Annotated in this window: 22 protein-coding genes and 1 pseudogene; 14 read left to right on the top strand and 9 right to left on the bottom strand. The window is 71.2% G+C overall.

The window, feature by feature from the left end; all coding sequences use genetic code 11:
• Positions 1-288 precede the first annotated feature (288 nt).
• Positions 289-1,188 (bottom strand): aminoglycoside phosphotransferase family protein, encoded by a 900-nt coding sequence (locus B5D66_RS08445; protein WP_144390033.1) that lies wholly within the window; start codon positions 1,186-1,188, stop codon positions 289-291.
• A gap of 239 nt (positions 1,189-1,427) precedes the next feature.
• Between B5D66_RS08445 and B5D66_RS08440 the strand changes: the two genes are divergently transcribed.
• Entirely contained in the window at positions 1,428-2,006 is a 579-nt protein-coding gene (locus B5D66_RS08440) for a TetR/AcrR family transcriptional regulator (protein ID WP_078761105.1), read from the top strand.
• 300 nt (positions 2,007-2,306) lie between these two features.
• On the top strand, positions 2,307-3,014 hold the full coding sequence (locus B5D66_RS08435; RefSeq protein WP_078761104.1) for an RraA family protein: 708 nt from the start codon (positions 2,307-2,309) through the stop codon (positions 3,012-3,014).
• A gap of 63 nt (positions 3,015-3,077) precedes the next feature.
• On the opposite strand, the gene B5D66_RS08430 is transcribed toward B5D66_RS08435, so the two are convergent.
• The gene (locus tag B5D66_RS08430; RefSeq protein WP_078761103.1) at positions 3,078-3,911 is read right to left on the bottom strand and encodes a nitroreductase/quinone reductase family protein; all 834 of its coding nucleotides are present in this window, start codon (positions 3,909-3,911) and stop codon (positions 3,078-3,080) included.
• A 587-nt stretch (positions 3,912-4,498) separates the two neighbouring features.
• Between B5D66_RS08430 and B5D66_RS26545 the strand changes: the two are divergent.
• Positions 4,499-5,149 (top strand): annotated as a pseudogene (locus B5D66_RS26545) (CatB-related O-acetyltransferase).
• 114 nt (positions 5,150-5,263) lie between these two features.
• Positions 5,264-6,475, top strand: a complete 1,212-nt coding sequence (locus tag B5D66_RS08420; RefSeq protein ID WP_394330042.1) for a macrolide family glycosyltransferase — start codon at positions 5,264-5,266, stop codon at positions 6,473-6,475.
• 1,007 nt (positions 6,476-7,482) lie between these two features.
• Here the strand turns inward: B5D66_RS08420 and B5D66_RS08415 are convergent.
• The 3 genes from B5D66_RS08415 to B5D66_RS08405 all read right to left on the bottom strand — a co-directional run bounded on the left by B5D66_RS08415 (position 7,483) and on the right by B5D66_RS08405 (position 9,612).
• Positions 7,483-7,926, bottom strand: coding sequence for a VOC family protein (locus tag B5D66_RS08415; RefSeq protein ID WP_078761102.1), 444 nt, complete (start codon positions 7,924-7,926; stop codon positions 7,483-7,485).
• Between the two features lie 25 nt (positions 7,927-7,951).
• Complete coding sequence (locus B5D66_RS08410) at positions 7,952-8,944, bottom strand: helix-turn-helix transcriptional regulator (protein WP_078761101.1); 993 nt, start codon at positions 8,942-8,944, stop codon at positions 7,952-7,954.
• Positions 8,945-9,252: 308 nt separating this feature from the next.
• On the bottom strand, positions 9,253-9,612 hold the full coding sequence (locus B5D66_RS08405) for a hypothetical protein (protein WP_078761100.1): 360 nt from the start codon (positions 9,610-9,612) through the stop codon (positions 9,253-9,255).
• Between the two features lie 432 nt (positions 9,613-10,044).
• Here B5D66_RS08405 and B5D66_RS08395 point away from each other — a divergent pair, with 432 nt between their 5' ends.
• Together B5D66_RS08395 and B5D66_RS08390 are read left to right on the top strand one after the other, a co-directional pair.
• Positions 10,045-10,860 (top strand): helix-turn-helix domain-containing protein, encoded by an 816-nt coding sequence (locus B5D66_RS08395; RefSeq protein ID WP_078761098.1) that lies wholly within the window; start codon positions 10,045-10,047, stop codon positions 10,858-10,860.
• Complete coding sequence (locus tag B5D66_RS08390; protein WP_078761097.1) at positions 10,857-11,054, top strand: DUF397 domain-containing protein; 198 nt, start codon at positions 10,857-10,859, stop codon at positions 11,052-11,054. The genes B5D66_RS08395 and B5D66_RS08390 overlap by 4 nt, the downstream gene beginning before the upstream one ends.
• A 471-nt stretch (positions 11,055-11,525) precedes the next feature.
• On the opposite strand, the gene B5D66_RS08385 is transcribed toward B5D66_RS08390, so the two are convergent.
• Complete coding sequence (locus B5D66_RS08385) at positions 11,526-12,311, bottom strand: MerR family transcriptional regulator (protein WP_078761096.1); 786 nt, start codon at positions 12,309-12,311, stop codon at positions 11,526-11,528.
• 300 nt (positions 12,312-12,611) lie between these two features.
• Between B5D66_RS08385 and B5D66_RS08380 the strand changes: the two genes are divergently transcribed.
• The 3 genes from B5D66_RS08380 to B5D66_RS08370 all read left to right on the top strand — a co-directional run bounded on the left by B5D66_RS08380 (position 12,612) and on the right by B5D66_RS08370 (position 15,948).
• A complete protein-coding gene (locus B5D66_RS08380) occupies positions 12,612-13,790 on the top strand; it encodes a serine hydrolase domain-containing protein (protein WP_078761095.1) in 1,179 nt (392 codons plus the stop codon).
• A gap of 410 nt (positions 13,791-14,200) precedes the next feature.
• Complete coding sequence (locus B5D66_RS08375) at positions 14,201-15,196, top strand: ATP-binding cassette domain-containing protein (RefSeq protein WP_078761094.1); 996 nt, start codon at positions 14,201-14,203, stop codon at positions 15,194-15,196.
• Positions 15,193-15,948, top strand: coding sequence for an ABC transporter permease (locus B5D66_RS08370; protein ID WP_078761093.1), 756 nt, complete (start codon positions 15,193-15,195; stop codon positions 15,946-15,948). Before B5D66_RS08375 ends, B5D66_RS08370 begins: the two co-directional genes overlap by 4 nt.
• A 224-nt stretch (positions 15,949-16,172) precedes the next feature.
• On the opposite strand, the gene B5D66_RS08365 is transcribed toward B5D66_RS08370, so the two are convergent.
• Entirely contained in the window at positions 16,173-16,772 is a 600-nt protein-coding gene (locus B5D66_RS08365; RefSeq protein ID WP_078761092.1) for a hypothetical protein, read from the bottom strand.
• A 284-nt stretch (positions 16,773-17,056) separates the two neighbouring features.
• On the opposite strand from B5D66_RS08365, the gene B5D66_RS08360 reads away from it, so the two are divergent.
• The 3 genes from B5D66_RS08360 (at position 17,057) to soxR (ending at position 19,106) form a co-directional block, all read left to right on the top strand.
• Positions 17,057-17,407 carry a hypothetical protein gene (locus B5D66_RS08360; RefSeq protein WP_078761091.1) on the top strand — a complete coding sequence of 117 codons (351 nt, stop codon included), beginning with the start codon at positions 17,057-17,059 and terminating at the stop codon, positions 17,405-17,407.
• Positions 17,408-17,772: 365 nt separating this feature from the next.
• Positions 17,773-18,372: a helix-turn-helix domain-containing protein gene (locus tag B5D66_RS08355; protein ID WP_078761090.1), complete on the top strand. Its 600-nt coding sequence runs from the start codon at positions 17,773-17,775 to the stop codon at positions 18,370-18,372.
• Positions 18,373-18,611: 239 nt separating this feature from the next.
• The gene (gene soxR, locus B5D66_RS08350) at positions 18,612-19,106 is read left to right on the top strand and encodes a redox-sensitive transcriptional activator SoxR (RefSeq protein ID WP_394330041.1); all 495 of its coding nucleotides are present in this window, start codon (positions 18,612-18,614) and stop codon (positions 19,104-19,106) included.
• Positions 19,107-19,115: 9 nt separating this feature from the next.
• Here soxR and B5D66_RS08345 read toward each other — a convergent pair whose 3' ends face one another.
• Entirely contained in the window at positions 19,116-19,655 is a 540-nt protein-coding gene (locus B5D66_RS08345) for a hypothetical protein (RefSeq protein ID WP_078761089.1), read from the bottom strand.
• A 70-nt stretch (positions 19,656-19,725) separates the two neighbouring features.
• The gene (locus tag B5D66_RS08340; protein ID WP_078761088.1) at positions 19,726-20,499 is read right to left on the bottom strand and encodes a MerR family transcriptional regulator; all 774 of its coding nucleotides are present in this window, start codon (positions 20,497-20,499) and stop codon (positions 19,726-19,728) included.
• A 258-nt stretch (positions 20,500-20,757) separates the two neighbouring features.
• On the opposite strand from B5D66_RS08340, the gene B5D66_RS08335 reads away from it, so the two are divergent.
• Both B5D66_RS08335 and B5D66_RS08330 read left to right on the top strand, forming a co-directional pair.
• Positions 20,758-22,368: a flavin-containing monooxygenase gene (locus B5D66_RS08335; RefSeq protein ID WP_078761087.1), complete on the top strand. Its 1,611-nt coding sequence runs from the start codon at positions 20,758-20,760 to the stop codon at positions 22,366-22,368.
• The gene (locus B5D66_RS08330; protein ID WP_078761086.1) at positions 22,365-23,294 is read left to right on the top strand and encodes an alpha/beta fold hydrolase; all 930 of its coding nucleotides are present in this window, start codon (positions 22,365-22,367) and stop codon (positions 23,292-23,294) included. Before B5D66_RS08335 ends, B5D66_RS08330 begins: the two co-directional genes overlap by 4 nt.
• Positions 23,295-23,382 lie beyond the last annotated feature (88 nt).

The raw sequence follows: 23,382 nt of genomic DNA, 5'->3' as shown, positions 1-23,382 counted from the left end.
GTGGCCGAAGTGTCGGCCGGGCCTTGCCCGTCCAGCGGCGCGAAGACGCGCGGCACCCCGTTTCGCCGGCGCCGACGGAACCCTCCACGCGGCTTCCGCGCGCCGAGTGACGCGCGAGGCTCCAGGGCGTCTCCCCGGCCATCGACAGGCAGGCGAAACCGTTTCCCTCCTGTCGGGGCCGGAGTCAGGAGAGGACCGGGAGGTCGGAGCCGCGAGAGGAACCGGCCGAAGACGCGGATGGCGCACCAGCGGTCCGGGCCTCCCCGTCCATCGGGAAGGCCCGGCGGCCTAGCCGGCGAGGGCCTGGACGATCTGTCGGGTGGTCTGCGCGGCGACCCGGGGGTGGGTGGCGGCGTAGGAGGTGTAGGCGTTGAGGCCCGTGCTCAGCGCCCAGCCACGCCCCCGTAGCCAGGTGGCCTCGTCCACACCGAGCTCGGAGCGGAAGACGGCCCGGCTCTCGGCCGACATCAGGGTGAAGGCGACGATGAGATCACACGCGGGGTCGCCGATGCCGAGCCCACCGAAGTCGATGACCGCGCTGAGGCGTCCCCCCACGGTCAGGAGGTTGCCGGTGTGGAAGTCGCCGTGGAACCAGACCGGCTCCCGGTCCCATGCGGGAGCCTCCAGCGCCGCCTCCCACAGTTCGGTCATGGCCCCGGCGTCGAACACGTCGCCGGTCAGCGCGATGTCGGCCCGCGTCGACCGGTCTCGTTGGGACAGGGAGGGGGCGTCCAGGCCGTCATGGGCCTCCGCCCTCCTCATCTCCTCGGGGAGGGACCGTTGCAGGGCGGACAGGAACCCGGCCAGCCGGATCGCGGTGTCGGCGCACTCCGACAGCCCCTCGACGGTCGCGGTCGCGCCGTCAAGCCAGCGGGACACCGCCCAGGGCCATGGGTAACCGAAGTCCGGTCTGCCCACGCCCACCGGCTCCGGCACGGCCAGCGGCAGGTGGGGGGCGAGTCGGGGCAACCACCGGTACTCCTTCTCGGCCTGACTGATGGCTCCCGCGTGGCGGGGAAGCCGGACGGACAGGTCGCGTCCGAGCCGGAAGATCGCGTGGTCCGACCCTCCGGGCAGGACCGGCTCCAGGGGCAGTCCCGCCCACTGCGGAAACTGGGACTCGATGAGCCTCCTGGCCAGCGTGGTGGAGACGTCGGGGCGTCCACTCGTGTTCTCCTCGTCAGACACCACCGTCTCCTCGTATTCGACCCGCCCTGACTGGGATCGCTCCCATCACAGCGCGCCGCAGGGTCCGTGTCGAGCGGTTTTCCGCTCGCCCACTCTCCGCCCGACCAAGGTGCCCCTCCTCCCTCACCTCCCATGGGAGAGGGAGGTTCCTCCGCTCCGGCCACCCGCTCCTCCCCGACCACGGGAAACGTAGTACTACGGGTAACGTGGAAAGAGGTGAGGCCAGGAGAGGGGGACGGATGCGGCGAAATCCCGAGCGGCGGGCGGCCCTGCTCGACGCCGCCATCGAGGTCCTCGCGCGCGACGGGGCGCGCGGGCTGACCTTCCGCGCGGTGGACACCGAGGCGGGGGTCCCCACGGGCACGGCCTCCAACTACTTCAACAACCGTGACGACCTGTTCACCCAGGTCGGGCACCGCTTCTACGAACGGCTGGAACCCGACCCCGCCGTGATCGCCGCCTCGTTGGACGGCCCTCGCGACCGCGACAGGGTCACCGAACTGATGCGCGAGGTGGTGGGCCGGGTGACCCGGTTCCGGTCCGGGTACCTGGCGTTGCTGGAGCTGCGTCTGGAGGCCACCCGCCGCCCGGAGCTGCGACGCCTGCTCACCGAACGCATCCGCGCCGACGTCGACTTCAACATCTCCCACCACACGCGCTCGGGCCTGCCGGGTGACGCGACCAGTGTGGTCGTGCTCTACCTGGCCCTGAACTGGCTGATCCTGGAACGGCTCACCCTGCCCGACGTCTTCCCCGAGGAGCAGTTCGACTCCCTCGTCGCCGAAGTGGTCGAGCGCGTCCTGGCGGGTTCCTCCTGACGCCCTCCCGCCCCGCTCCCTCCCTACGGGACGGGGCGAGCGAAGCCCCGGCCGGGCGATCACCCCGGCGCCGAAAAGCGCGGCGCCCCGCCGCGCTGCTCCCGCGGTTGCCTGGGCGTGGGACGCTCCCGCGACGAGGAGGCGCCTTCCACGTCGAAGGACCTCGCGCCCAGGGGGCCACGCGGTTAGGGTCGAAGACCGGGCCGTCCAGGGCACCCCGAGGACCAGGGCTCTTGCGCCGCGCGGCCCGGCCCCTCGCTCGAACGACGCCCGGCCCCGCGGCCGGTAAGGAGGCAGAAGGTGGACCAGCAGGAACTCGTGGCCCGCTTCTCGACACTGACCACCGCGCATCTGGCCGACGCCTGCATCCGCGCGGGGGTTCCGGTGCGCTGCGCCCCCGCGGGCACGAACGCCGTGGTCTCGGGAGGCCGGCTGGTCGGGCGGGTGTGCCCGGCCCGTCACGCCGGCAGCGTCGACGTCTTCCTTGAGGCGTTCGAGACGGCCGGCCCCGGTGACGTCCTGGTGGTCGACAACGGCGGACGCCGTGACGAGAGCTGCGTGGGCGACCTGGTGGTGCTGGAGGCCCAGGCCGCGGGGATGGCGGGCGTGGTGATCTGGGGACTGCACCGCGACACGGCCGACATACGCGAGATCGGACTTCCGGTCTTCAGCCTGGGGTCGCTTCCCACCGGTCCGCAACGACTGGACCCTCGCCCCGGGGACGCGCTGGAGCGCGCCGCCCTGGGCGAGTGGGTGACCGGACGCGACGACCTGATCGCGGGCGACGACGACGGCGTCCTCCTGCTGCCGGCCGCCCACGCCGAAGAGCTGTTCGGCCTCGCCGAGACGATCCGCGACACCGAACGCCGCCAGGCCGAGCTGATCCGCGCCGGGGTCTCCCTCCGCTCCCAGGTGCGCTTCGCCGACTACCTGGAGCAGCGGCGGGAGACGCCCTCCCTGTCCTTCCGCGACCACCTGCGGGCCGTGGGCGGGGCCATCGAGGAGTGAGGACCCTTCGCCGGGCCGCCGCCCGCGCGGTGCGCGAACGGCGGCCTAGCGGGGGCACGCGGTTCAGGCGGTGGCGTCGAGGATCGGGATCAGCTGTTCCTCCTCGTAGTCCAGGTGGCGTTCGAGCTGCTCGGTGAGCCGTTCGACCTCGGCGAGCACGTCGTCCGGGTCGGCGCCCTCGGCGGAGACGACCTTCTGGAGCTCCTCCAGGAGCACCGCGATGCTCTGGTGCTCCCGGTCCAGCCGTTCCAGGACCGGCGCGAGGTGGGGGTGCTGTTCGGCGAGGGCGGGGAACATCCCGGTGTCCTCGCTGGTGTGGTGGTAGTGCAGTCCCCGGCAGACGGTCAGGCAGTTGATTTTGAGCTGGGCGCCGAGCCGGGGCCCCGCTGTGGCCGCCTCGGCGCGGATGAGGGCGAGTTCACGCCGGAAGACACCGTGGATCATCTTGAGGGCGGCTCCCCACGACGACGCCTGGGGAGGTCCGCCGGCGACCTGCTGGAGGGCGACCACGGGGATGAGGCGCCCGGCCTTGGCCTGGTACTCGGCCCAACCCGGATCGGCCTCGACCGCGCGGGCGAAGGCGTCGTCGCGTTCCCTCCCCTCCAGGACGATGGCCTTGGCCTCGTAGGTGAAGACGCCGTCCTCGACGGTGACACGGGGGTTGGCGACCAGATTGTGGTACCAGGCCGGATGCCTGGGCGCGCCACCGGCCGAGGCGATGACCAGGACGCGGTCTCCCTCGTCGTGGAGGTATCCGAGAGGGGTGGTGTGCGGGGAGCCGGAGCGGGCGCCGGTGGTGGTCAACAGGAGCAGGCGGGCTCCTTCGAAGGGACCTCCGACCCGGCCGTTGTTGGCTCGGAACTCCTCGATGACCTGCTGGTTGAAGGGGGTGGGCATGTGTCGGTCTCTCTTCTGCGTGGTCGTGCTCGCGCGGACCGTCCCGGAGGCGGGCGGGGGCCGGAGACCTGGGAAGGGTTCGGCCACGGGCGCGGTGAGCGGCATGGGGAAAGGGCGCGTCATGGCGCACGGCGTTCAACGCCGTCGGTGGAGATATCGCGATGGGACACGCGGAGAAGAGAGGGCGGACCTCTGGCCCGCCGGTCGCTCACGGCGTGGCCGGGCGCCTCACTCGTTTCTGGCCCATGGCCGACCCGGCAGTCACGGAATGACCTTAGCGGCCGGTTCTTCACCGCAGCAAAGCATTTTCCGCCCTCATTTGCCCGGATCCCGTCTTCTCGGCGGGGCACCGGGCCGGGAGTCGATCCCGCGGTGGGAGGGGGTCGTACCGAGGAGAAGCGGGAGACGGACCTCGACGGTGGTGACGGGATCCGTCACCGCCCCGCGCGCGGCCACCTACGCCCCTGACCCGCGCCGATGTCTCGGCCGACCGCGTTCGCGCAGGTGATAAACGAGTGTCCTGAAACGCTTCGAGTCGCGATCATGGACCGGACAGCGACCCGCCAGCGACAAGGAATCCTCGCCCCATGCCCCTACCCGCCGACCCGACCATCCTCCACCCGATGCCCGGACAGCCCCGGGTGGTGCTCCTCAAACCCCTGGTGCGGTCCCCACTGATCGAGGTCGGGGAGTACTCCTACTACGACGACCCGGACGACGCGACCGCGTTCGAGACCCGCAACGTGCTCTACCACTACGGACCGGAGAAGCTGGTCATCGGCAGGTTCTGAGCGCTGGGCACGGGGGTGCGGTTCATCATGAACGGCGCCAACCACCGCATGGACGGCCCCTCGACCTTCCCCTTCCCCAGCATGGGAGGCTCCTGGGCCGAACACTTCGACCTGCTCACCGGCCTGCCCAACCGAGGCGACACCGTCGTCGGCAACGACGTCTGGTTCGGCTACGGCGCGACGATCCTGCCCGGTGTGCGGATCGGACACGGCGCGATCATCGGCGCCGGCTCCGTGGTGACCCGCGACGTACCCGACTACGGCATCGTCGGGGGCAATCCGGCCCGCCTCATCCGCACCCGCTACAACGACCGGGACATCGCCCGGCTGTTGGCCGTGGCCTGGTGGGACTGGCCCGCGGAGCACATCACCGAACACGTGCGGACGATCATGTCGGGCAGCATCGCCGACCTGGAGGCCGCCGCCCCGGACGGCCCGCGCACCTGACACCCCGGCCGGGCACCCGTCCGTCCGCGGCGCCGCCCTGGCGCTCGAGGCGAGACGCGGTGCCCGGCCCGCCACGCGCGTCACAGCCTCCCCGAAGGGGCCAACCGGCCCGCCATGTCCCCTCCCCTCTCCCGAAACGAGCGAACTCCCATGGCCCGTCGCCGCGCCCACATCGCAATGGTCGGCATCCCCGCCGTCAGCCACGTCCTGCCCAGCATCGCGATCATCCGCGAGCTGGTGGCCCGCGGTCACCGGGTGACCTACGCCAACGATCCGGCGGTGGCCGACCTGATCACGGCCACCGGCGCCGATCTGCTCCCCTGCCCCTCCCAACTACCGGTCGCCGACAACGACTGGCCCGACGACCCCATCGCCGCGATGGAGCTCTTCCTCGACGACGCCATCCAGGCGCTCCCCCGGCTGCGCGCGGCCTACGACCACGACCCGGCGGATGTGTACCTGTACGACATCGGGGCTTATGCCGCACGCGCCCTCGCCGAGTCACAGGGCCGCCCCCTCCTCCAGCTCTCGCCGACGTTCGTGGCCTGGGACGGCTACGACCAGGACGTCGCGGCACACCTGCGCCGGCTACCGGGCGCCGACGCCTACCGGGCGAAGTTCGCGCGGTGGCTCGCCGACTGCGGGGCGTCCACCACCGACGTGGACGCCTTCTCCGGTCCTCCCGCGCGGGCCCTGGCGCTCATCCCCCGAGCGATGCAGCCGCACGCCGACCGCGTCGACACCGACGCGGTCACCTTCGTGGGTCCTTGTCTGGACGCGGAGGCGAACGCGGACGGGTGGGTCCGCCCGGCGGACGCGGAGAACGTGCTGCTGATCTCCCTGGGCTCGGCCTACACCCGCCAGCCGGAGTTCTACCGCCGCTGCCTGGCGGCCTACGGCGACCTGCCCGGCTGGCACGTCGTGCTCCAGATCGGTAAGTACACCGACCCGCGGGAACTCGGCGACATCCCGGCCAACTTCGAGGTGCACTCCTGGGTGCCGCAACGGGCGATCCTGGAGCAGGCCGACGCCTTCGTCACCCATGCCGGTATGGGCGGTTGCGGCGAGGGCCTGCTGGCCGGCGTCCCGATGATCGCCGTACCGCAGGCCGCCGAACAGTTCACGAACGCCGACCGGCTCGTGCACCTGGGCGTGGCCCGCCGCATCGACACCGCGCAGGCCACGCCCGAGGCCCTCCGGGCGGCCCTGAACGACCTGGTCACCGACGCGGAGGTCGCCCACCGTTCGGCACGGTTGCGTGCCGACGCGCGGGCCGAGGGCGGCACGCGGCGCGCCGCCGACCTCATCGAGGACATGCTGGCCTGAACTCCCGCCGCAGCCGGCGCCACGTGCCCGCCGGTCAAGGATGATTCCGGCGTCGGCACGGACCGCGCGACGGGGCGGCGTCTTCGGGGCAGGCCCCGCCGTGGGGCGGCCCGGCCGGGCACCGTTTACGGGCGGGAAGGGGGCGGCCGTGAAGGGCGCTGGGGAAGGCGCGTTTCTCCCCGCGCCCTGCTTCCTCCATTGCGGACCGGACCTATCCCGCGGCTCCCCGGTACCGGGCTGGCGCAAGGGCCCGCGAGGGGCTATACCTGTACCGCTGACCCCCCATAGGAGGACGAAATGGACCCTGATTTCGAGGACCTGGGCGAGTTCGCCGAAGCCGTCGTCGAAGGCGACGCCGAGGAAATGGTCGAAGAGGCCCTGGAGATGACCTTCGGCATCGACCTGTGAGACGGCCCGCCGTCCACGAGGCGTGACTTCACCGAAGGCTCCCTCCCTGCTAGCCCCGGGGAGGGGACGCTCGGGGAGTTCGCCTCCGACGATGACGTCGAACGCCCCCCGCGACGCGGTGGGGCGTTTTCCGTGTCCTGCGCCGGTACGCTCCACCAGCGCCTCCGGGCCGACCCCTCCCCGTTGGCCGGGCGGGGACCGCTCGCTCCGTCCCCTTGGGCACACCACCGCGTCCGATGCCGTCCTCGCCCGGGTGGTCGACGTCATCCGCTCCCCCGTGCGCGGCGGCGATGCCGTTGGAGACCGTCTGCGCGACGTGGTGACCGTCGGTGCCCCGTCTTCCCAAGGGCTATGGTTCCGGCCGAGCCGGCCGGTGGCCGGGTATAACGGGGCCGCCGGCCACGGCCGGCCGGAACCTGCGGGCGGAGACAACGGCCGTGCGACCTCCACCGCGCAGCGTCCAGTGCGGGGAGGGAGGTCGGCGGCTTCACCGGAAGCGTGACCGTCCCCCGGGGAAGACCACGGAGCACGCCGGAGAGCGACGACGCCCGCCCGGTGGGCGTGGCCTCGGGGTTCTCCTCGACCACGCCCAGCGAAGATCAGTCCTGATCCCACTCCCCCGAGACCGGCTCGCCGGGCCGGTGGACACCGAAGGTCCACTCGTACCCCTCGATGTCGGCCACCCGGCAACGGTAGTTGCCCCACTCGGTGTCGGTGGGCTCCCAGATCACCTCGGCGCCGGCCGCCACCGCCGCGGCGAACACCTCGTCCGCCTCGGCCGGGCTCGCGAGAACGAGATAGGTGCCCTGCCCGCAGGTGGGCCCCTTGCGAGGAGCGCGTTCATAGCCCTCGTCGTCGGAGAACACCATGATCGCCGCGTCGCCACGCCGCAGCTCGGCGTGCATGACGCCACCGTTGTCGTCGGGGAACTCCAGGGTCGTGACGAACCCGAAGGCCTTTTCGAGCCAGCGCAGGGCGGCGGGCGCGTCACGGTAGCCGAAGTAGGCGTGCAGCGTCGCGGTCTGTTCGTTGAGCTGTGTCATGGCAGAACCGTGGCCGATAAAGCGGTCACTTTCCGTCCGTTATCGCGGAAGAGGGGGTTTCCGTCGACTCGACGGAACGCAGGAACAGTCTTCCCGTGTCGCGCAGCCGGTCGCGCAGCTCGCAAGGCTCGACCACGGAGAACTCCGCCTCCAGGGCGGCCAGGATCAGTATCGGCCAGTGCAGTTCGTCGACGCTCATCCGCAGCCGGCAGCTCTGCTCGCCGGTCGCCTCGACCTCGCCCCATTCCGCCACGACCCGCTTCACCTCCTCGGCGGGCGCCTGCACCTCCACCACGACGCGGTGACGTGTGGGGATCGCCGCGATCCTTTGTCGCAGGAAGGCGGCGGCGTCGCCCCCGGGAACCTCGCGCGCGGGGAAGCGCACGCCGGTCGCGCGCGGCTCCGAGAGACGGTCCGTCCGGAAGGTGCGCCAGTCGTCGCGCTCGACGTCCCAGGCGAGCAGGTACCAGTGCCGTCCTCGCGCGACCAGCCAGTGCGGTTCGACAAGGCGCGAACTGCGCTCACCGCCGCGGGCGGTGTAGGTGAACCTCAGCCGCTCCCCGTCCCGGCAGGCCTGGGCGATCCTGGTCAGGGCCTCCGCGTCGACCGCCGGCCCCTCGTTCCCCGGGTCGGGCACGGTGAAGGAGCGCAGCGCGTCGACACGGCGCCGCAGTCGCGCCGGCATGACCTGGACGACCTTGGCCAGCGCCCGCACCGCGCTCTCCCCGATCCCGCCCACCGCGCCACCGGCCGCCGCGCGCAGGCCGACGGCGATCGCGACCGCCTCGTCGTCGTCGAGCAGCAGCGGCGGCATCGCCGTGCCCGGCCGCAGCTGGTAGCCACCGGCCACACCACGGTTGGCGTCGACCGGGTACCCCAGTTCGCGCAGCCGATCGACGTCACGGCGCAGTGTCCGCTGGCTCACCCCCAGACGCCCGGCCAGTTCGGTGCCGGGCCAGTACCGGTGGGTCTGGAGCAGGGAGAGCAACCGCAGCATCCGCGCACTCGTGTTCGCCATGACGACAGCATCCCCGACATTGCGGACGGAAATTGACCTGAAGGCACCCTAGTTGCATCGGTCTAGTACCTGTCTGGTACCTGGACAGGGAAGAGCCCCGACGCCGGATGGCGGTCGGGGCTCGGTGGAGCCGTGCCGTCCCCTCTTACGGCGCGCCCCTTTCCTGGTTGGTCTCCGGTGTCGCTCGTGGCGGCTCAGAGGGCGGCTCCGGCTGCGCTGCGCCCTCCTTGGGGCGCTGGTGAACCCGGTGCGCGTCCTTCGCAGTGAACGTGCGGAGCAGCGGAAGCACGTCCAGTACCGCACCCCGGTCACACCTGGATCTGCGCCAGCTCCAAGACCTTCAGGAGCCGACCGGCTAGCACCTGCTCCTGGCCGATGGGAAGGATCGGCTCGATCTCGGGAGCCTCCTCGGCGCGGAAGGGCTCCCACACCATGCACCACCGGACGTCGCCCGACTCACCGCGGAGCACCACGGCTTGCGACGCTCCGTTGAGGTGAGCCGTCACAGACAGCCGCTTGCCGTCCGCGGTCGCCCTCATTCCCTTCGCGGTGATCGCTTTGACCAGGTTCGCGGCGGCCTGCTTCCGCCTGGACGGCTCCCTGTCGGACGCGGCGTTGTCGTTGGCGACGGCCGTGCCGGCCGTGTTCCGCGGGATCGTGGTGTCCATGGTCATTCTCCAGAAGGGGTTGAGACAGCGCGGTCAATCCAAACCAGGGTGAGAGGGCGAGCGAGGCTCAACATGTTGAGCGTCCGCTCCGCGCTTGCGCAGCGGGCGTAGGCGCCCCCGGCGTTGGCGCAGATGGCGCCGCCCCCGGGAAACTCCAAGCCCCAATAGAGGGGATCGGTGAAGTCGCCGTTCTCGGAGACGCCCCACAGGACGAATCGACGGGGTGCCTCGGCACGGCTCCGCTGAACGAGTCGCCATAGGGCGGGAGTCAGACCGTTCTCGCAGTCCTCGATTTCTGTGATCATACTTACAGCGTCGAGGTCTGGCCGTATCGTTGCTAGTCAAAGCCCCGTTCTGTTGGGGGCTGCTTATCCCTGGTTATGAGGCGCCACGTTTCTCGTTGGCCCAGTTGAGAACATCGGAGCTCCCGCTATGAGCGGCCTACCCCCGCCCTCTTCTCCGGTCGTCGCCTACTTCGGGTCCCAATTGAAGAGGTTCCGCAACGAAAAGGACCTCACCCAAGACCAGCTCGGTGCCAAGATCGGCTATACAGGCGCGATGGTCGGGTATGTCGAGAATGCCCGACGAATTCCCTCCAAGAAGTTCATCATGGCGTGCGAGGAGCACCTGGATGCCGCTGGCGCGCTCATGGACCTGTGGCCTCTCATCAACCGGGAGAGCTATCCGGATTGGTTCCGGCCATTCGTGGAGTTGGAGGGCGACGCGGTCAGCATTCGGGAATTCGAGGTTCAGTCGGTCCCCGGCTTATTCCAGACCGAAGACTACGCGCGCGCCGTTCTCGGAGCCAACTGGCCTCCGCCGGACCCTGACGAGGTAGAGCGGCAACTGTCGGCCCGGTTGGAGCGACAGAAGATCATGGACCGCCCACAGCCGCCCCTGCTGTGGGTTGTTCTGGAGGAATCGGTCATCCGTCGCCCGGTCGGCGGCAGGGACGTGATGGTCGACCAGCTCAGGCACCTCATCAAGATGGCGGAGCGCCCCCGTGTTCGCCTACAAGTCCTCCCGTTCAGTAAGGGGGCGCACGCGGCCATGGACGGGGGCTTCACCGTCCTTGAACTGAGCACCCGTGAAAAGGTGCTTTACACAGAGCGTCCCGGAAGCGGCCATGTCACCGCCGATGGAGATGAAGTGGCAAAATGCGACCAACGGATGAGTGCGCTGATTGGTCTGGCACTGTCGCCGGAAGAGTCCGCCGACCTCATCGTCACCACGATAGGAGTCCTATGAACACCCCACCGCTCGGCTTGCGCTGGCACAAGTCCACCTACAGTGGCAACCAGGGAGGCCAGTGTGTCGAGGTGGCCGAGACGCCGAAGACGGTCTACGTGCGCGACACGCAGAACCGTGACCTGGGCGCCCTCGGGTTCACCCCGGCCGCGTTCGCGGCGTTCGTGGAGGACGTCAAGGCCGACCGCCTGTAGCCCCGGATCGCTTCGAAGAAGCCCCGGCCCCTCACTGGTCCATCGGCCGGGGCTTCGGTATATCCGGGACGGGGCACAACCCTGGCGGCCAGGCCCGCGTATGCGCGCCAAGGTTTCGGGGAAAGTCGGGACAGAGCCCGGAAAGAGTTCCCGACGCCCAGCGCGCGACGACCCCGAACGGCTGCGCGCGCTGTCCCGGTTCAATCCGCTGACCCACGTCGTCGAGGCGGAACAGACACGTTCGACGGCCGGCTGCTGACGCCGGACGTCGCCGCAGGGGGCGGCCATGTTTTCCTCAAGGAGCGCGCCGGCTTCCTGCGCGAGAACACCTGACCGTCCACCCCGATCGGTGAACTGGTCGAGCGCGTATGCGCAACGTGTTCGCGTCGGCCTCGGTCTTGGCGGCGTCGATGGCCACGTGGACGCTCGGCCCCCGCCTCTGTAGGTCGCCGTGTCGCCTTCAGCCGACCGTCAATGGTGCGGGATGGGGACACCCGCGGATCGGAGTTTGGTTTCGACCAGCGCGTTGAGCCGGGCCCAGGCCGGCGATTGATCTTCGCGGTGGTGGTCGATCAGCCCGTACCGGGTGGCGACGTCGGGCCCGATCCTGATGCCTGCCGGTACTACCAGCAGCTCGCGATGGGTCAGCAGGTTGGCGGCAAAGGCTGTGGCGAGTTCCTCGATCCGGGGGTCGTCGGGTTCCCAGGACGCTGCCGCCACGCTGCGCTTGATCAGGTCGACGTACTCGGGGTCGGCCAACCGGTGTTCGAGGTTGGTCAGGAAATGGTCCAACCCCTCCGGCGTCAGCGCTCGGAACAGCACCAGGGCCTCACGTTGGGTGGCCACATAGTCGGGACTGAAACCGAGGCCGGTCATCCGGTCCAGGACCGCGAGGGCGCGGTCGGGCAGTAGGGCCCGGTCGTCGGCGACCCGATGCAGTCTGTCCCGCCGGGCGATCAGATCCGTGATCTGATCGGTCAGACGCCGTTCGACGTCGGTGAGGGCGGCAGCGAACTGCTCGGGGCCGGCGTCGAGCAGGGGCGCGATCTCCGACAGCGGTACGCCTGCGGTGGCCAGCGTCCGGACCTGGACCAGCCGCAACAGGTCGGCCGATCCGTACCGGCGGTAGCCGGAGCTGTCACGCCGCGGTTCGGCGAGAAGGCCGCGCCGGTGGTAGTGCCGCACGGTCTTGACCGTGACATCTGCGAATGCCGCCGCCTGCCCGATCGTGAGGCCGCCGGCCCGGCTCCCTGTCATCGGCTCGGCCCGAGCGTGTTATCGCAATCGGCCGGTTCGCCTATGGCCTCGGCCGGCGTGTCGTTATTCAGCGCCATGCTCCAGGTTGAATCGGAAGATCTCTCCGGATGGACCGGGTTTGCCGTGACCACATGGTGATTGTGCACCCTGCCCTTAGGGCAGGGTCAACCTGCGCGACTGCGGAGCGAAGGGCGCGCACGGACCCGCGACCCACCGCGTCGCTCTTCGCTCATGAGCCGCCGAGGTGATGCGAAGATCGCGATTTGACCTTGCCCCGAGGTCAGGGTGAACGCTCAGGCCATGAGCAGAACGAACAGCGTCAACCAGAACAATTCCGCCGCCAGCGGGCAGGATCGTCCGGAATTGCAGACGGCCATCCAGGAGATCGTCGATTCCGGATTTGCCGGGATGCAGCTGCGGGTGAACGAACAGGGGCGCGAGTGGGTCGGCAGCGCCGGGGTGCGCAAGCTGGGCGAGACCGCCAAACCACCGACCAATGGGCATTTCCGGATCGGCAGCACGACCAAGACCCTGGTCGCGACCGTGGTCCTGCGACTGGTGGCCGAGGGCAGGATCGGACTGGACGACCCGGTGGCCGACTCCCTGCCCGGATTCGGGCTGGACGGGCGGATCACGGTGCGCATGCTGTTGCAGCACACCAGCGGGGTGTTCAACTTCACCGGCGAGTTCGACCCCGATGGGACCCTCCTGCCGGGGATCCCGGTGCAGGGCCAGGAGTACGTGGACGGCCTGTCCCGCACCTACCAGCCGCAGGAGCTGGTCCGGCTGGCGTTGTCCAAGCCGGCCCGATTCGAGCCCGGAACGGACTGGAGCTACTCCAACACCAACTACGTGCTGGCCAGGCTACTGATCGAGCAGGTCACCGGCCGATCGCTGGCCGCCGAGATGCGGCGACTGATCCTGCAACCGCTGGGGCTGTCGAACACCGTGCTGCCGGAGGCCTCATCGGAGATCCCCGAACCGCACGCCCACGGTTATTACCGCTACGAGGACGCTGGCCGACCGAAGGTGGCCGACGTGACCCGCATGAACCCCTCCTGGGTCTCCAGCGCCGGTGACATGATCTCGACCACCAAGGACCTCCACACGTTCATCTCCGCGCTCATGGGCGGCCGGCTCCTGCCGGCCCCACTGCTGGCCGAAATGCGCACGCCCCACCCCAAGAGCCGCGACTTCCGCTACGGCCTGGGGCTGTTTGTTGAGGACACCGCCTGCGGTGGCACGGTCTTCCACCACAACGGCGGCTTCCCCGGCTGGGCGGCGCTGATGTACAGCACGCCCGACGGCGGCACGACCCTCACCGCGTCGCTGACCGTCGGGGACGCCGAGCTCGACTTCGCCGCCGCGGCCCAGGCGTTCGAGAAGGCGAAGCAGCGGCTCGTCACGGAGGTCTTCTGTGGCGGGCAGGCCCAGTCGGCCAACGCGGCGTCCGCGCCGGCGGCTCACCCGCCGGCCTGAGCACTCCGGCCCCGCACGCCCTTGAGGAATTCCTGGGCGAGCCCGGCCGACCCGGCTCGGCGCCGCTGATCCGCACCCACGACGGCGGGCGGCTGTCCGCCCGGGCCGCCGACACCGCCGTCTCCGCCCTCGGCACCACGGCGGGGTCGGCCCGGCCAGCGACGGCGAGGCGTCCGGTCCGCACGTGCTTCGCACACCTTCGACGCCGACCCCGCGCGCGGCCACGCCGACAAGGCCGCCACAACGGCCAGGATCACCACCGACCGGCGAGGAACCACCGCCGAATCCTTTGGCGATCCTCCTCGACCTCCGTATCCGCGCACTCGTGTTCGCCGTGGTGACGGCATCCCCGACATTGCGGACGGGAACTGACCTGAAAGCGCCCTAGCGTTTCGCCGGTGAGCACCACAATGATCGAAACACAGAACCTGACCAGGCATTTCACGGTCAATAAGAAGACAGTGGAGGCGGTCCGCGGAATCGACCTGCGGGTCGAGGCCGGCGAGATGGTCGCATTATTGGGTCCTAACGGCGCCGGGAAATCCACCACCCTGCGCATGCTCACCACCCTCCTCCCCCCGACCTCGGGCACCGCGCGGGTCGCCGGATTCGACGTGACGACCCAGGACCGCGAGGTGCGCCGGCGGATCGGCTACATCGGACAGGGCAACGGGGCCGGGCACAGCCAGCGGGGCCGCGACGAGCTGATCACCCAGGGCCGCGCCTACGGGCTGAGCGCCGCCGCGGCGCGTGAGCGGGCCGGCGAGCTCATCGCCTCCCTCGGCCTGACGGAGGTCGCCGACCGGATCGTGTCCTCACTGTCGGGAGGCCAGCGGCGGCGGCTGGACATCGCGATGGGGCTGATCCACGCGCCCGGCCTGCTCTTCCTGGACGAGCCCTCCACCGGACTGGATCCGCAGAACAGGGCCAACCTCCAGGAGCACATCCGCCGGCTACGGGCCGAACACGGCACCACGATCGTGCTGACCACCCACTACCTCGACGAGGCCGACCACCTCGCCGAGCGGGTGGTCGTCATCGACCACGGGCGGATCATCGCCGACGCCTCCCCGGAACGTCTCAGATCCGAGCACGCCGGCGACCGCATCACCCTGACCTTCGACCACGCGGAGGAGGCCCGCCGCGTCGCCGCCCACCCCCCGGGCCTTATCGAGGGAGCCCGCATCGAACACGACGGCACCCGGGTCGTCATCGAGGCCACCGGCGGCGCCCGGCTCGTCCCCGAACTGCTGCGGATCCTGGAGAAGGAGAACAGCGCGGTGGTCTCGGTCGAGGTCGTCCGCCCGACCCTCGACGACGTGTTCCTCAACCTGACCGGGCGCAGCCTGCGCGAGGACGGCGCGGACCTGCCCGGCACCACCGGCGGAAAGGACGAAGTGGCGTGAACACCACCCTCATCGGCGATACCCTCATCGTCTTCGGCCGCGAACTGCGGCCCGTGCTGCGCGACCCGTTCTCGGTGGTCTTCTCCCTGGCGCAACCGCTGTTCTTCCTCGCCCTGTTCGCGCCGCTGATCCCCGCGGCCGGAGGGACCGCTGAGACCCTGCAATGGTTCGTCCCCGGCCTGATCGTGATGTCGTGCCTGTTCGCGACGTCGAGCACCGGGTCCAACCTGCAATTCGAGATGCAGACCGGGGCGCACGAGCGGATGCTCGTCTCCCCGTTGCGCCGTCCGGCGCTGATCATCGGCCGGGCGCTAAAAGAGATCGTGCCGACGTTCGCCCAGGCGGCGCTGCTCATCGCGGTCACCATCCCGTTCGGGTTCCGGCCCGACCCCGTGGGCGCGATCCTCGGTCTGCTGCTCCTGTGCGTGTTCTGTGTCGGGCTCGGCGCGCTTTCCTACACCCTGGCGCTGGCGTCACGGAACCAGGAGTGGGTGTTCTGGGGGGTGCAGCAGACCCTGCTGTTCCCGCTTCTGCTGCTGGCCGGGATGCTGCTGCCGGTCGACAACGGCCCCGAATGGCTGCGCGTGCTGTCCCGGTTCAATCCGCTGACCCACGTCGTCGAGGCGGAACGGGCGCTGTTCGACGGCCGGCTGTTGGCACCAGAGGTCGCCGCGGGGGTGGTGGCGGCCGTCGCGGTGGCGGCGGTGGGCCTGTTCATCGGCACCCGTGCCATGCGCCGCGCCACGGGGTGACCCCACGGCCCGGGTGGTGCGGCGGGCAGGGGCACCTCGGCCCGCCGCACCACCCGGTTCCACCCGATCGGCCTCTCTGAGCGCCGGCCGAGGTCATCACCGACCGGTCGGCCATCACCGGTCCGCCCGAGCCGTACTGAGTCACATCCACCCCGTGCCTGCCAGGAGGGCCCATGCTGCGGGAGAGGGGAGACAGCGGTTGCGGCCCCGTCCGCGAACGCGCGTCACAGGCGCGGATCGGGCAGGTGATGGGCGTAGCCCTCGCCCCGCGTGACGGTCGCGACCCCGACCGCCACCGCCACCAACGCGCGGACCAGTCGGGGGGCCACGGCCTCCTCCCGAGAGGGGTCGAGATCGGCGACGGGGCCGTTCTCGAAGCACAGCGCCATGTGCACGCGGCCGTCGATCGCCGCGACGAGTCCGGCCCGGGCCGAACGGTGCCGTTCCAGCTCCTGGATGGGAGCGACACTGCCGCCCACCGCCCTGCGCCGCTCGCGCTCGGCGAAGGCCGGGTCGTCCACGGTCAGCACGGCGGCCGGGTAACTCAACCCGACGGCGGTGATCCGATCGCCCCCGGCCTCGGCCAGCAACGCCCGTGTCGCCGCCGAGGGGCGGACCAGGTGTTCGGCGAACCCCTGGACGGCGAGGGCGATCTCCTCGGTGGACCACGCGCCCCACCCCGGATCGGGGAGTTCCACCGGTGTCGTGGCGGAGGCCCCCGAGGCGTTCTGCCGCACGCAGCACAGGCGGGGTGGCGTCGCGGCGCCGATCCGGGTGAGTCCGTGCACGACTCCGGTGAGCCCCGCGTGATCCGGTGTGATCACCGCTCGCTCCCTCCACCTGGTTCCCGTGACGGGCTTGCCCCGCGCGTCCACCGGCCGGGCCGGCCCTCCTCCTCCCACCAGTCTCCCGCCACACGGTGGTTCCGGCCACTGGAGAGCCATGGCGGTTCGAGGGGTCCTGGACGGGGACGGTCGGAAGCCGGAACCGGTTCCATGGGAAACACCACGTCAGAGGATGACCCGACGCCCTACCGTGGCCCCGATCCCCTCATTAGGGTGAGGAGTCATATCGCGATCGACCGAACACGTGGGGATGTGAACGCCGCATGACCAGCGGGGCGCTGGCCGGACTCCGTCAACTGCACGACGACCTCGCCCTCTTCGATCACCCGGACAGCATCCGGCGCGTGGACGAACTGGGCCGCATCGCCGCCACGCTCCCCCGGTGCGCGGCGGAGCTGGAGGCCGAAGGGGCACCCGATGACGTCCGCGAACGGCTGGCGATGGCCTTCCACGCGGTGCGCAGGGCGGAGAGGGCCGCGCTGGGCTACCGCGACCGTCCGCTGACCCGCCCGCTGTCCCAGGCCAAGTTCGCGCTGGCCAGTGGACAGGCGCGAGGCTGGGTTCTCAACACGATCGGCCGCGTCGAGGGCGACGCGACGGGCGAGGAACGGTAGGACCTTCGCGCCGGCGGGGCCGGGCGACGCCGAACAGGTGTCGCCCGGCCCCGCTCGTCCGCGCGCGAACAGGCGCCCACGCGAGGAGAGACGGCAGCGGCGCGGGGCCGCTGACCACGGTTGCGCGAAAGGTCGTCCAGCCCGTTCGGCAGCTCCGGCCGGCCCCGGGTCCGGTGCCGCCCGCAGGACCGGCACCGGGGCCGCGTCACCCGACGCCTCGCGCCCCCTGTCGCGCCCCGCGGGCCGCGACACCGCGGAGGTCCGAGGGCGCGACAATGTGCGCCGTCAGGCACACGGCCCCACAGGGCCTGCTCCGCGCGACACCACGGTTGACATCCCCCCACGCTGTTTCTGCAATGGGGGGCATGGAGCATTCAGCAGCCACCGACCGTCTCCTCGCCGAGATCGGTCCGCGCCTCAGGCGCGTCCGCGTCCGGCGGGACGTCACCCTGGCGTCGTTGTCGCAGGCCACCGGGATCTCGACCAGCACCCTGTCCCGCCTGGAGTCCGGGCGACGCCGGCCCAGCCTGGAACTGCTCCTGCCCATCGCCCGCGCCCACCAGATCCCCCTGGACGAGCTGGTCGGCGCCGCCGAGACCGAGGATCCCCGGGTCAGGGTCTCCCCCCGCAGTGTGAACGGGATGACCGTGCTCCCCCTGTCCCGCCGGCCGGACCGTCAGCATGCCTACCGGATGGTGATCCCCTCCTCCCGGTTCGTTCCGGAGCCGAGCGCCCACGAGGGGCACGAGTGGCTGTATGTCCTGTCGGGCCGGCTGCGCCTGCTGCTGGCCGAGCAGGACGTGGTCATGAACCCCGGCGAGGCGGCGGAGTTCGACACCCGGCTGCCGCACTGGTTCGGCAGCACCGGCGAGGGCGCGGTGGAGATCCTGAGCCTCTTCGGCAGCCACGGCGAGCGCGTCCACCTACGCGGGCGCGCTCGGGGTGATCGCGAGCGGCCGGCCTGAGGGGCGGCGCCGCGCCGTGCCGAGCCGGGAAGCCGCGTGGGCGGCCGGCCCGGCGCCGTCCCCGAGGCGTACGGGGAGGCGGCCTACCAGTCGGCGCGTCACCGGCCCGCCCCGGCCACGAGCCCGTCTTGACACCCGGGGAGGGGCGGCAACGGCGCCTTCCCGGCGCCGTCGTCGTGGTCCCGGCGGGCGCGTCTTCGGCCGCCTGACATCCGGGAGGACGGGGCTAGGATCGCCGGGTGGCCTCGATCTCATGGAAGTCCAAGGAGCTCTCGGTCGGTCAGGTCGCCGAACGCAGCGGCGTCGCGGTCTCCGCACTGCACTTCTACGAGCGGCAGGGACTGATCTCCAGCCGTCGCACGGCCGGAAACCAGCGCCGCTACCACCGTGACGTGCTGCGCAGGCTGGCCTTCATCCGCGTCTCCCAGCGGGTGGGCATCCCCTTGAGCCGGATCCGCGCGGCGCTCGCCACGCTGCCCGAGGGCCGTACCCCCACGCGGGAGGACTGGGCGCGGCTGTCGCGGGCCTGGCGCGGGGACCTGGACGCGCGCATCCTGCAGTTGCAGCGGCTCCGCGACGACCTCACCGACTGCATCGGCTGCGGCTGCCTGTCGTTGGAGCACTGCGTGCTGTCCAACCCCTATGACGTCCTCGGCTCGGAGGGGCCCGGTCCTCGCCGCCTGCTGGTCTCCCCCATGCCCGAGGGAGGGGCCGCCGAGTCCGTGGAGGAGTGAGGCGCGGCTTCAGGGCCGTCCGCGCATCGGCTCCAGCCGGGCCTCGGTGGTGATGCGGCTCAGGGAGACGAGATCCGGCCGGGGCGCGGTGGCGAAGACGCGCAGCAGGAACGGTCCGGGCAGTTCCGTGCCGGCCACCCAGGAGAAGGGGGTGGTCAGCACGGTGAAGACGCGGGCCGTCCCGTCGACCTGGATCTCCTGGCGGGACCAGGCGGAGCCCTCGGGCAGCGGGAGGGGAAGGGCGCCGGGGTCGCCGTTCATCCGGCGCTGCATGTAGTCGCGTTCGACGCAGAAGGCCCGGACGGACTGTTCGCCCGCGCTGGGGCCGTCCTCCCAACGTCGGGTGGCGATCTCGAGGTGACCGCCGGCGGCGCCCTCGAACTCCACGACGATCTTGACCGGCCGGTCCTCTCCCGGGCGGACCGTGGTGGCGGTGATGCGCCCCTTGGCCTCCTCGCGGGCCGGACCGTATGCGGGGATCGCCGTGAGCAGGTCGGTGGGCCGCGCGAAGTCGCCGTCCCCTCTCGGCTCCGTCGTACCGTCGTCCACGTCGGGCTCCCCGCCTTCGAGGTCTATCAGGGCTTTCTCCTGGTGACGCTAGCGCATGCCGGGGCCGGGATCATCGCGTGTGCGGGTCGTCCTCCTGGTCGCCGGCCGCGCGTTCGCGCAGTTCGGCCAGGAGCGAGCCGAGCTCCGCGCCGACGCGGCGGTCCATGGCGCGGGCGAATTCGGCCAGGACGGTGGCCTGGGCCAGAGGACGCAGCCGTTCCACCCGCCGGGCGAGGTCCTTGAGCCCCTCCCCCGGCCTGGGCGTCAGGTGGCGCCGTACCAGGTCGACGAACAGCCCGGCGAGGTCGTCGGCGTGACGCTGCACCTCCGGGCTGGCCGCCAGGACCGCCTCCAGGGGGATCCCCTCGCGCACCAGTCCGGACGAGGAGTGCAGGATGGCGCGGTCGACGTGGACGGTGCCGTCCTCGCCGTCCTCGAGGTATCCGAGCTCCTGCGCGCTGCGCACGGTGTCGGCGTCGACCTGGCCGGCGTAGGTCCGGGCGAGCTCGGCCCAGGTCATGGTGACCGGGGTGGGGTCCGACCATGGGGCGGCGAGGGCGGATTCCAGTCCGAGCAGGTCGGCGACGTCGCGTCCCCTCTCCCAGGCCGCGAGGAGTTCGGCCACACCCTCCAGGGTGTGGCCGCGCTCCAGCAGGCGGGTGATGACGCGCAGCCGGGCCAGGTGGGCGTCGGAGTACCAGCCGATCCTGCCCTCGCGCCGTGGTGGCGGGAGCAGGCGGCGTTCCCGGTAGTAGCGGACGGTCCGGTTGGGCAGTCCGGCCGCTTCGGCCAGCTCGTCGATACGGTATTCACGGTGCGGCTGGGGTGCGTCGTCGTCGACCACGCCGCTCAGCTTAGGTCGTGGGCGCCTGCGCTGCCCGACCGCGCACGTTGTGGCCGCGGCTCCCCGTCCCGGCTGGACGCCGGCCTCCCCCGGTGTGACCGGGGGCGGTATCCGGGAAGGACGCCCGAAACACCGCTTCGCCACGGCCTGATCACCGTCCGCAATGTGACCTATCTCTTCCAATGAGCATTGTCATGGTTTACTCTCTCATTACGCCAGTGAACACTGGCTCAATGTTCCGTGATGAGAGGCGGTGCCATGAGCCCGGGACAGGACCCCCTCACTCCCCCGCGTGCCGACACACCGGCGCCTACCCCAAACCCCGAACCCGACGAGGGCACACGACGGCACGTCCGCATCGCGATCATCGGCGCCGGATTCGGCGGGATCGGCCTGGGCATCCGGCTGCGCCAGGCCGGTGAGACCGACTTCGTCATCCTCGAACGCGCCGAGGACGTCGGCGGCACCTGGCGCGACAACACCTACCCCGGGTGCGCCTGCGACGTCCCCTCCCACCTGTACTCCTTCTCCTTCGCCCCCAAGGCCGACTGGCCGCGCAGCTTCTCCGGACAGCCGCACATCCGCGCCTACCTGGAGGAGGTCACCGACCGGTTCGGGGTCCGCCCCCATGTCGAGACCGGCAACGAGGTGCTGGAGGCCAGATGGCAGGCGCAGCACGCCCGCTGGCTGGTACGCACCAGCAGGACCGAACTGACCTGCGACGTGCTCGTCAGCGCCGCGGGCGCGCTGGCCGACCCCTCGATCCCCGACATCCCGGGCCTGGACTCCTTCACCGGCCGGGTGTTCCACTCCGCCCGTTGGGACCACGACTACGACCTGGCCGGCAAGCGCGTCGCGATGGTCGGCACCGGGGCCTCGGCCATCCAGATCGTCCCCAGCATCCAACCCGAGGTGGAACGCCTGACGCTGTTCCAGCGCACGCCCGCCTGGGTGATACCGCGCGCCGACCGCGCGATCAGCGCCACGGAGAGATGGCTGTACCGCAACCTTCCGCTGACCCGCAGGGCTGCCCGAGCCGGGATCTACCTGACCCGCGAGGCCATGGTGGGAGCGTTCGTGCGCCACCCCGCCCTCCTGCGCCTGGCCTCGGTGGCGGCCCGGACCCACCTGCGACGCGCCATCGAGGACCCCCGACTACGCGCGAAGCTGACACCTGACTACGTCATGGGCTGCAAGCGGATCCTGCTGTCCAACGACTACTATCCGGCGCTCACCCGCCCCAACGCGGAGGTCATCGCCTCGGGGCTGGCGGAGGTGCGCGCGAACACCGTCATCGCCGCCGACGGGACCGAGCGCGAGGTCGACGCCATCATCTTCGGTACCGGCTTCCACACCACCGACATGCCGATCGCCACCCGTCTCCACGGCTCCCGCGGCACCACCCTCGCCGAGGAGTGGCGCGAGGCGGGCATGCGGGCGCTGCGCGGCACGACGGTGGCCGGCTTCCCCAACCTGTTCTTGATCGTCGGCCCCAACACGGGACTGGGCCACTCGTCGATGATCTTCATGATCGAATCACAGCTCAACTACGTCATGAGCGCCCTGGAGCACCTCTCCTCCCCCGGGGTGGCGGCACTGGATCCCCGTCCCGACGCCCAGCGGGCCTGGAACGAGACGCTCCAGCGGCGTATGGGACGCACCGTGTGGTCGCTGGGTGGATGCGCCAGCTGGTACCTCGACCCCAAGGGGCGTAACACGACGCTGTGGCCCGCCTCCACCCTGCGCTTTCGCGCCGAGACCCGCCGCCTGGATCCGGCGGAATACCACCTGCTCCCCTCCCGACCGCGGCCCGAGCCGGCCGCCCTCCCCCCGGCCGTTCCCACCCCCACCGTGGAGGTGTCACGATGAGCTCCCCCCTCCGAGAAAAGCGTGTCCGCTCCAGCGGCGGCGCCCTGCTGCACGTCGAGGTCCACGGTCCCGACGACGGACCCACCGTCGTTCTCAGCCACGGCTGGACCTGCTCGACCCGCTTCTGGGAGCCGGTGCTGCGCGAGCTTCCCCCCGGCCTTCGCGTCGTCACCTACGACCAGCGGGGCCACGGCCGCAGCTCGGTCACCGGCCCCATGGGCTACAGCACGACGGCGCTCGCCGACGACCTGTGCGCGGTGCTGGAGGCGTGCGTGCCGGCCGGAAGCCGGGCCGTCCTGGCCGGACACAGCATGGGCGGGATGACCATCATGGCCGCCGCGGACCGCCCCGTGGTGCGCGAACGCGCCGCCGCGGCGCTGTTGGCCAGCACCGGAGCCTCCCGGCTCATGCCCGAACTGCTGGTGCTGCCCGGCGCGGGCAGGGCGGCCCGGCTACGCGAGTTCGGCCACCGCGTGCTGCTGTCGGCCCCCCTGCCGCTGGGGCCGGTCACCCCTTTGAGCAGGGCCCTGCTGCGTTACGGAACGATGGGGCGCGGGTGCTCCCCCGAGGCCGCCGACCTGTGCGCCCGCATCGTCCAGGCCTGTCCCCCACGGGTGCGATCGCGTTGGGCTCACGTGCTGGGCACGCTCGACGTCGAACGGACCGCCCGCCAGCTCGATCTGCCCACCGTGGTCCTGGTGGGAACCGCCGACCGGCTCACCCCTCCCGTGCACTCCCGACGGCTGGCCGAACTGCTGCCCCGGGGCGGCGAACCGATCGCGCTCCCCGGCATCGGGCACATGACGCCGCTGGAGGCCCCCGACCGCGTGGCCGGGATCATCGCCGACCTGGTCACCCACCACCTGCGGGACGAGGATCCCCACGACCCCGACCTCGGCGCCCAGCGGACGGAGAACGCGGCGTGAGGCCGGTCGCGCAGAACCCGCCGCGCGACGGCGCGCGACCCACGGCGACGGCGTCCGGCACCGCGCCGGAGGCCATCGCGTCACCAGT

The organism is Marinactinospora thermotolerans DSM 45154 (assembly GCF_900167435.1).
Classification (GTDB): Bacteria; Actinomycetota; Actinomycetes; order Streptosporangiales; family Streptosporangiaceae; genus Marinactinospora; species Marinactinospora thermotolerans.
Note: the sequence above shows the minus strand (reverse complement) of the source record. Positions and strands in the feature narration are given on the sequence as shown.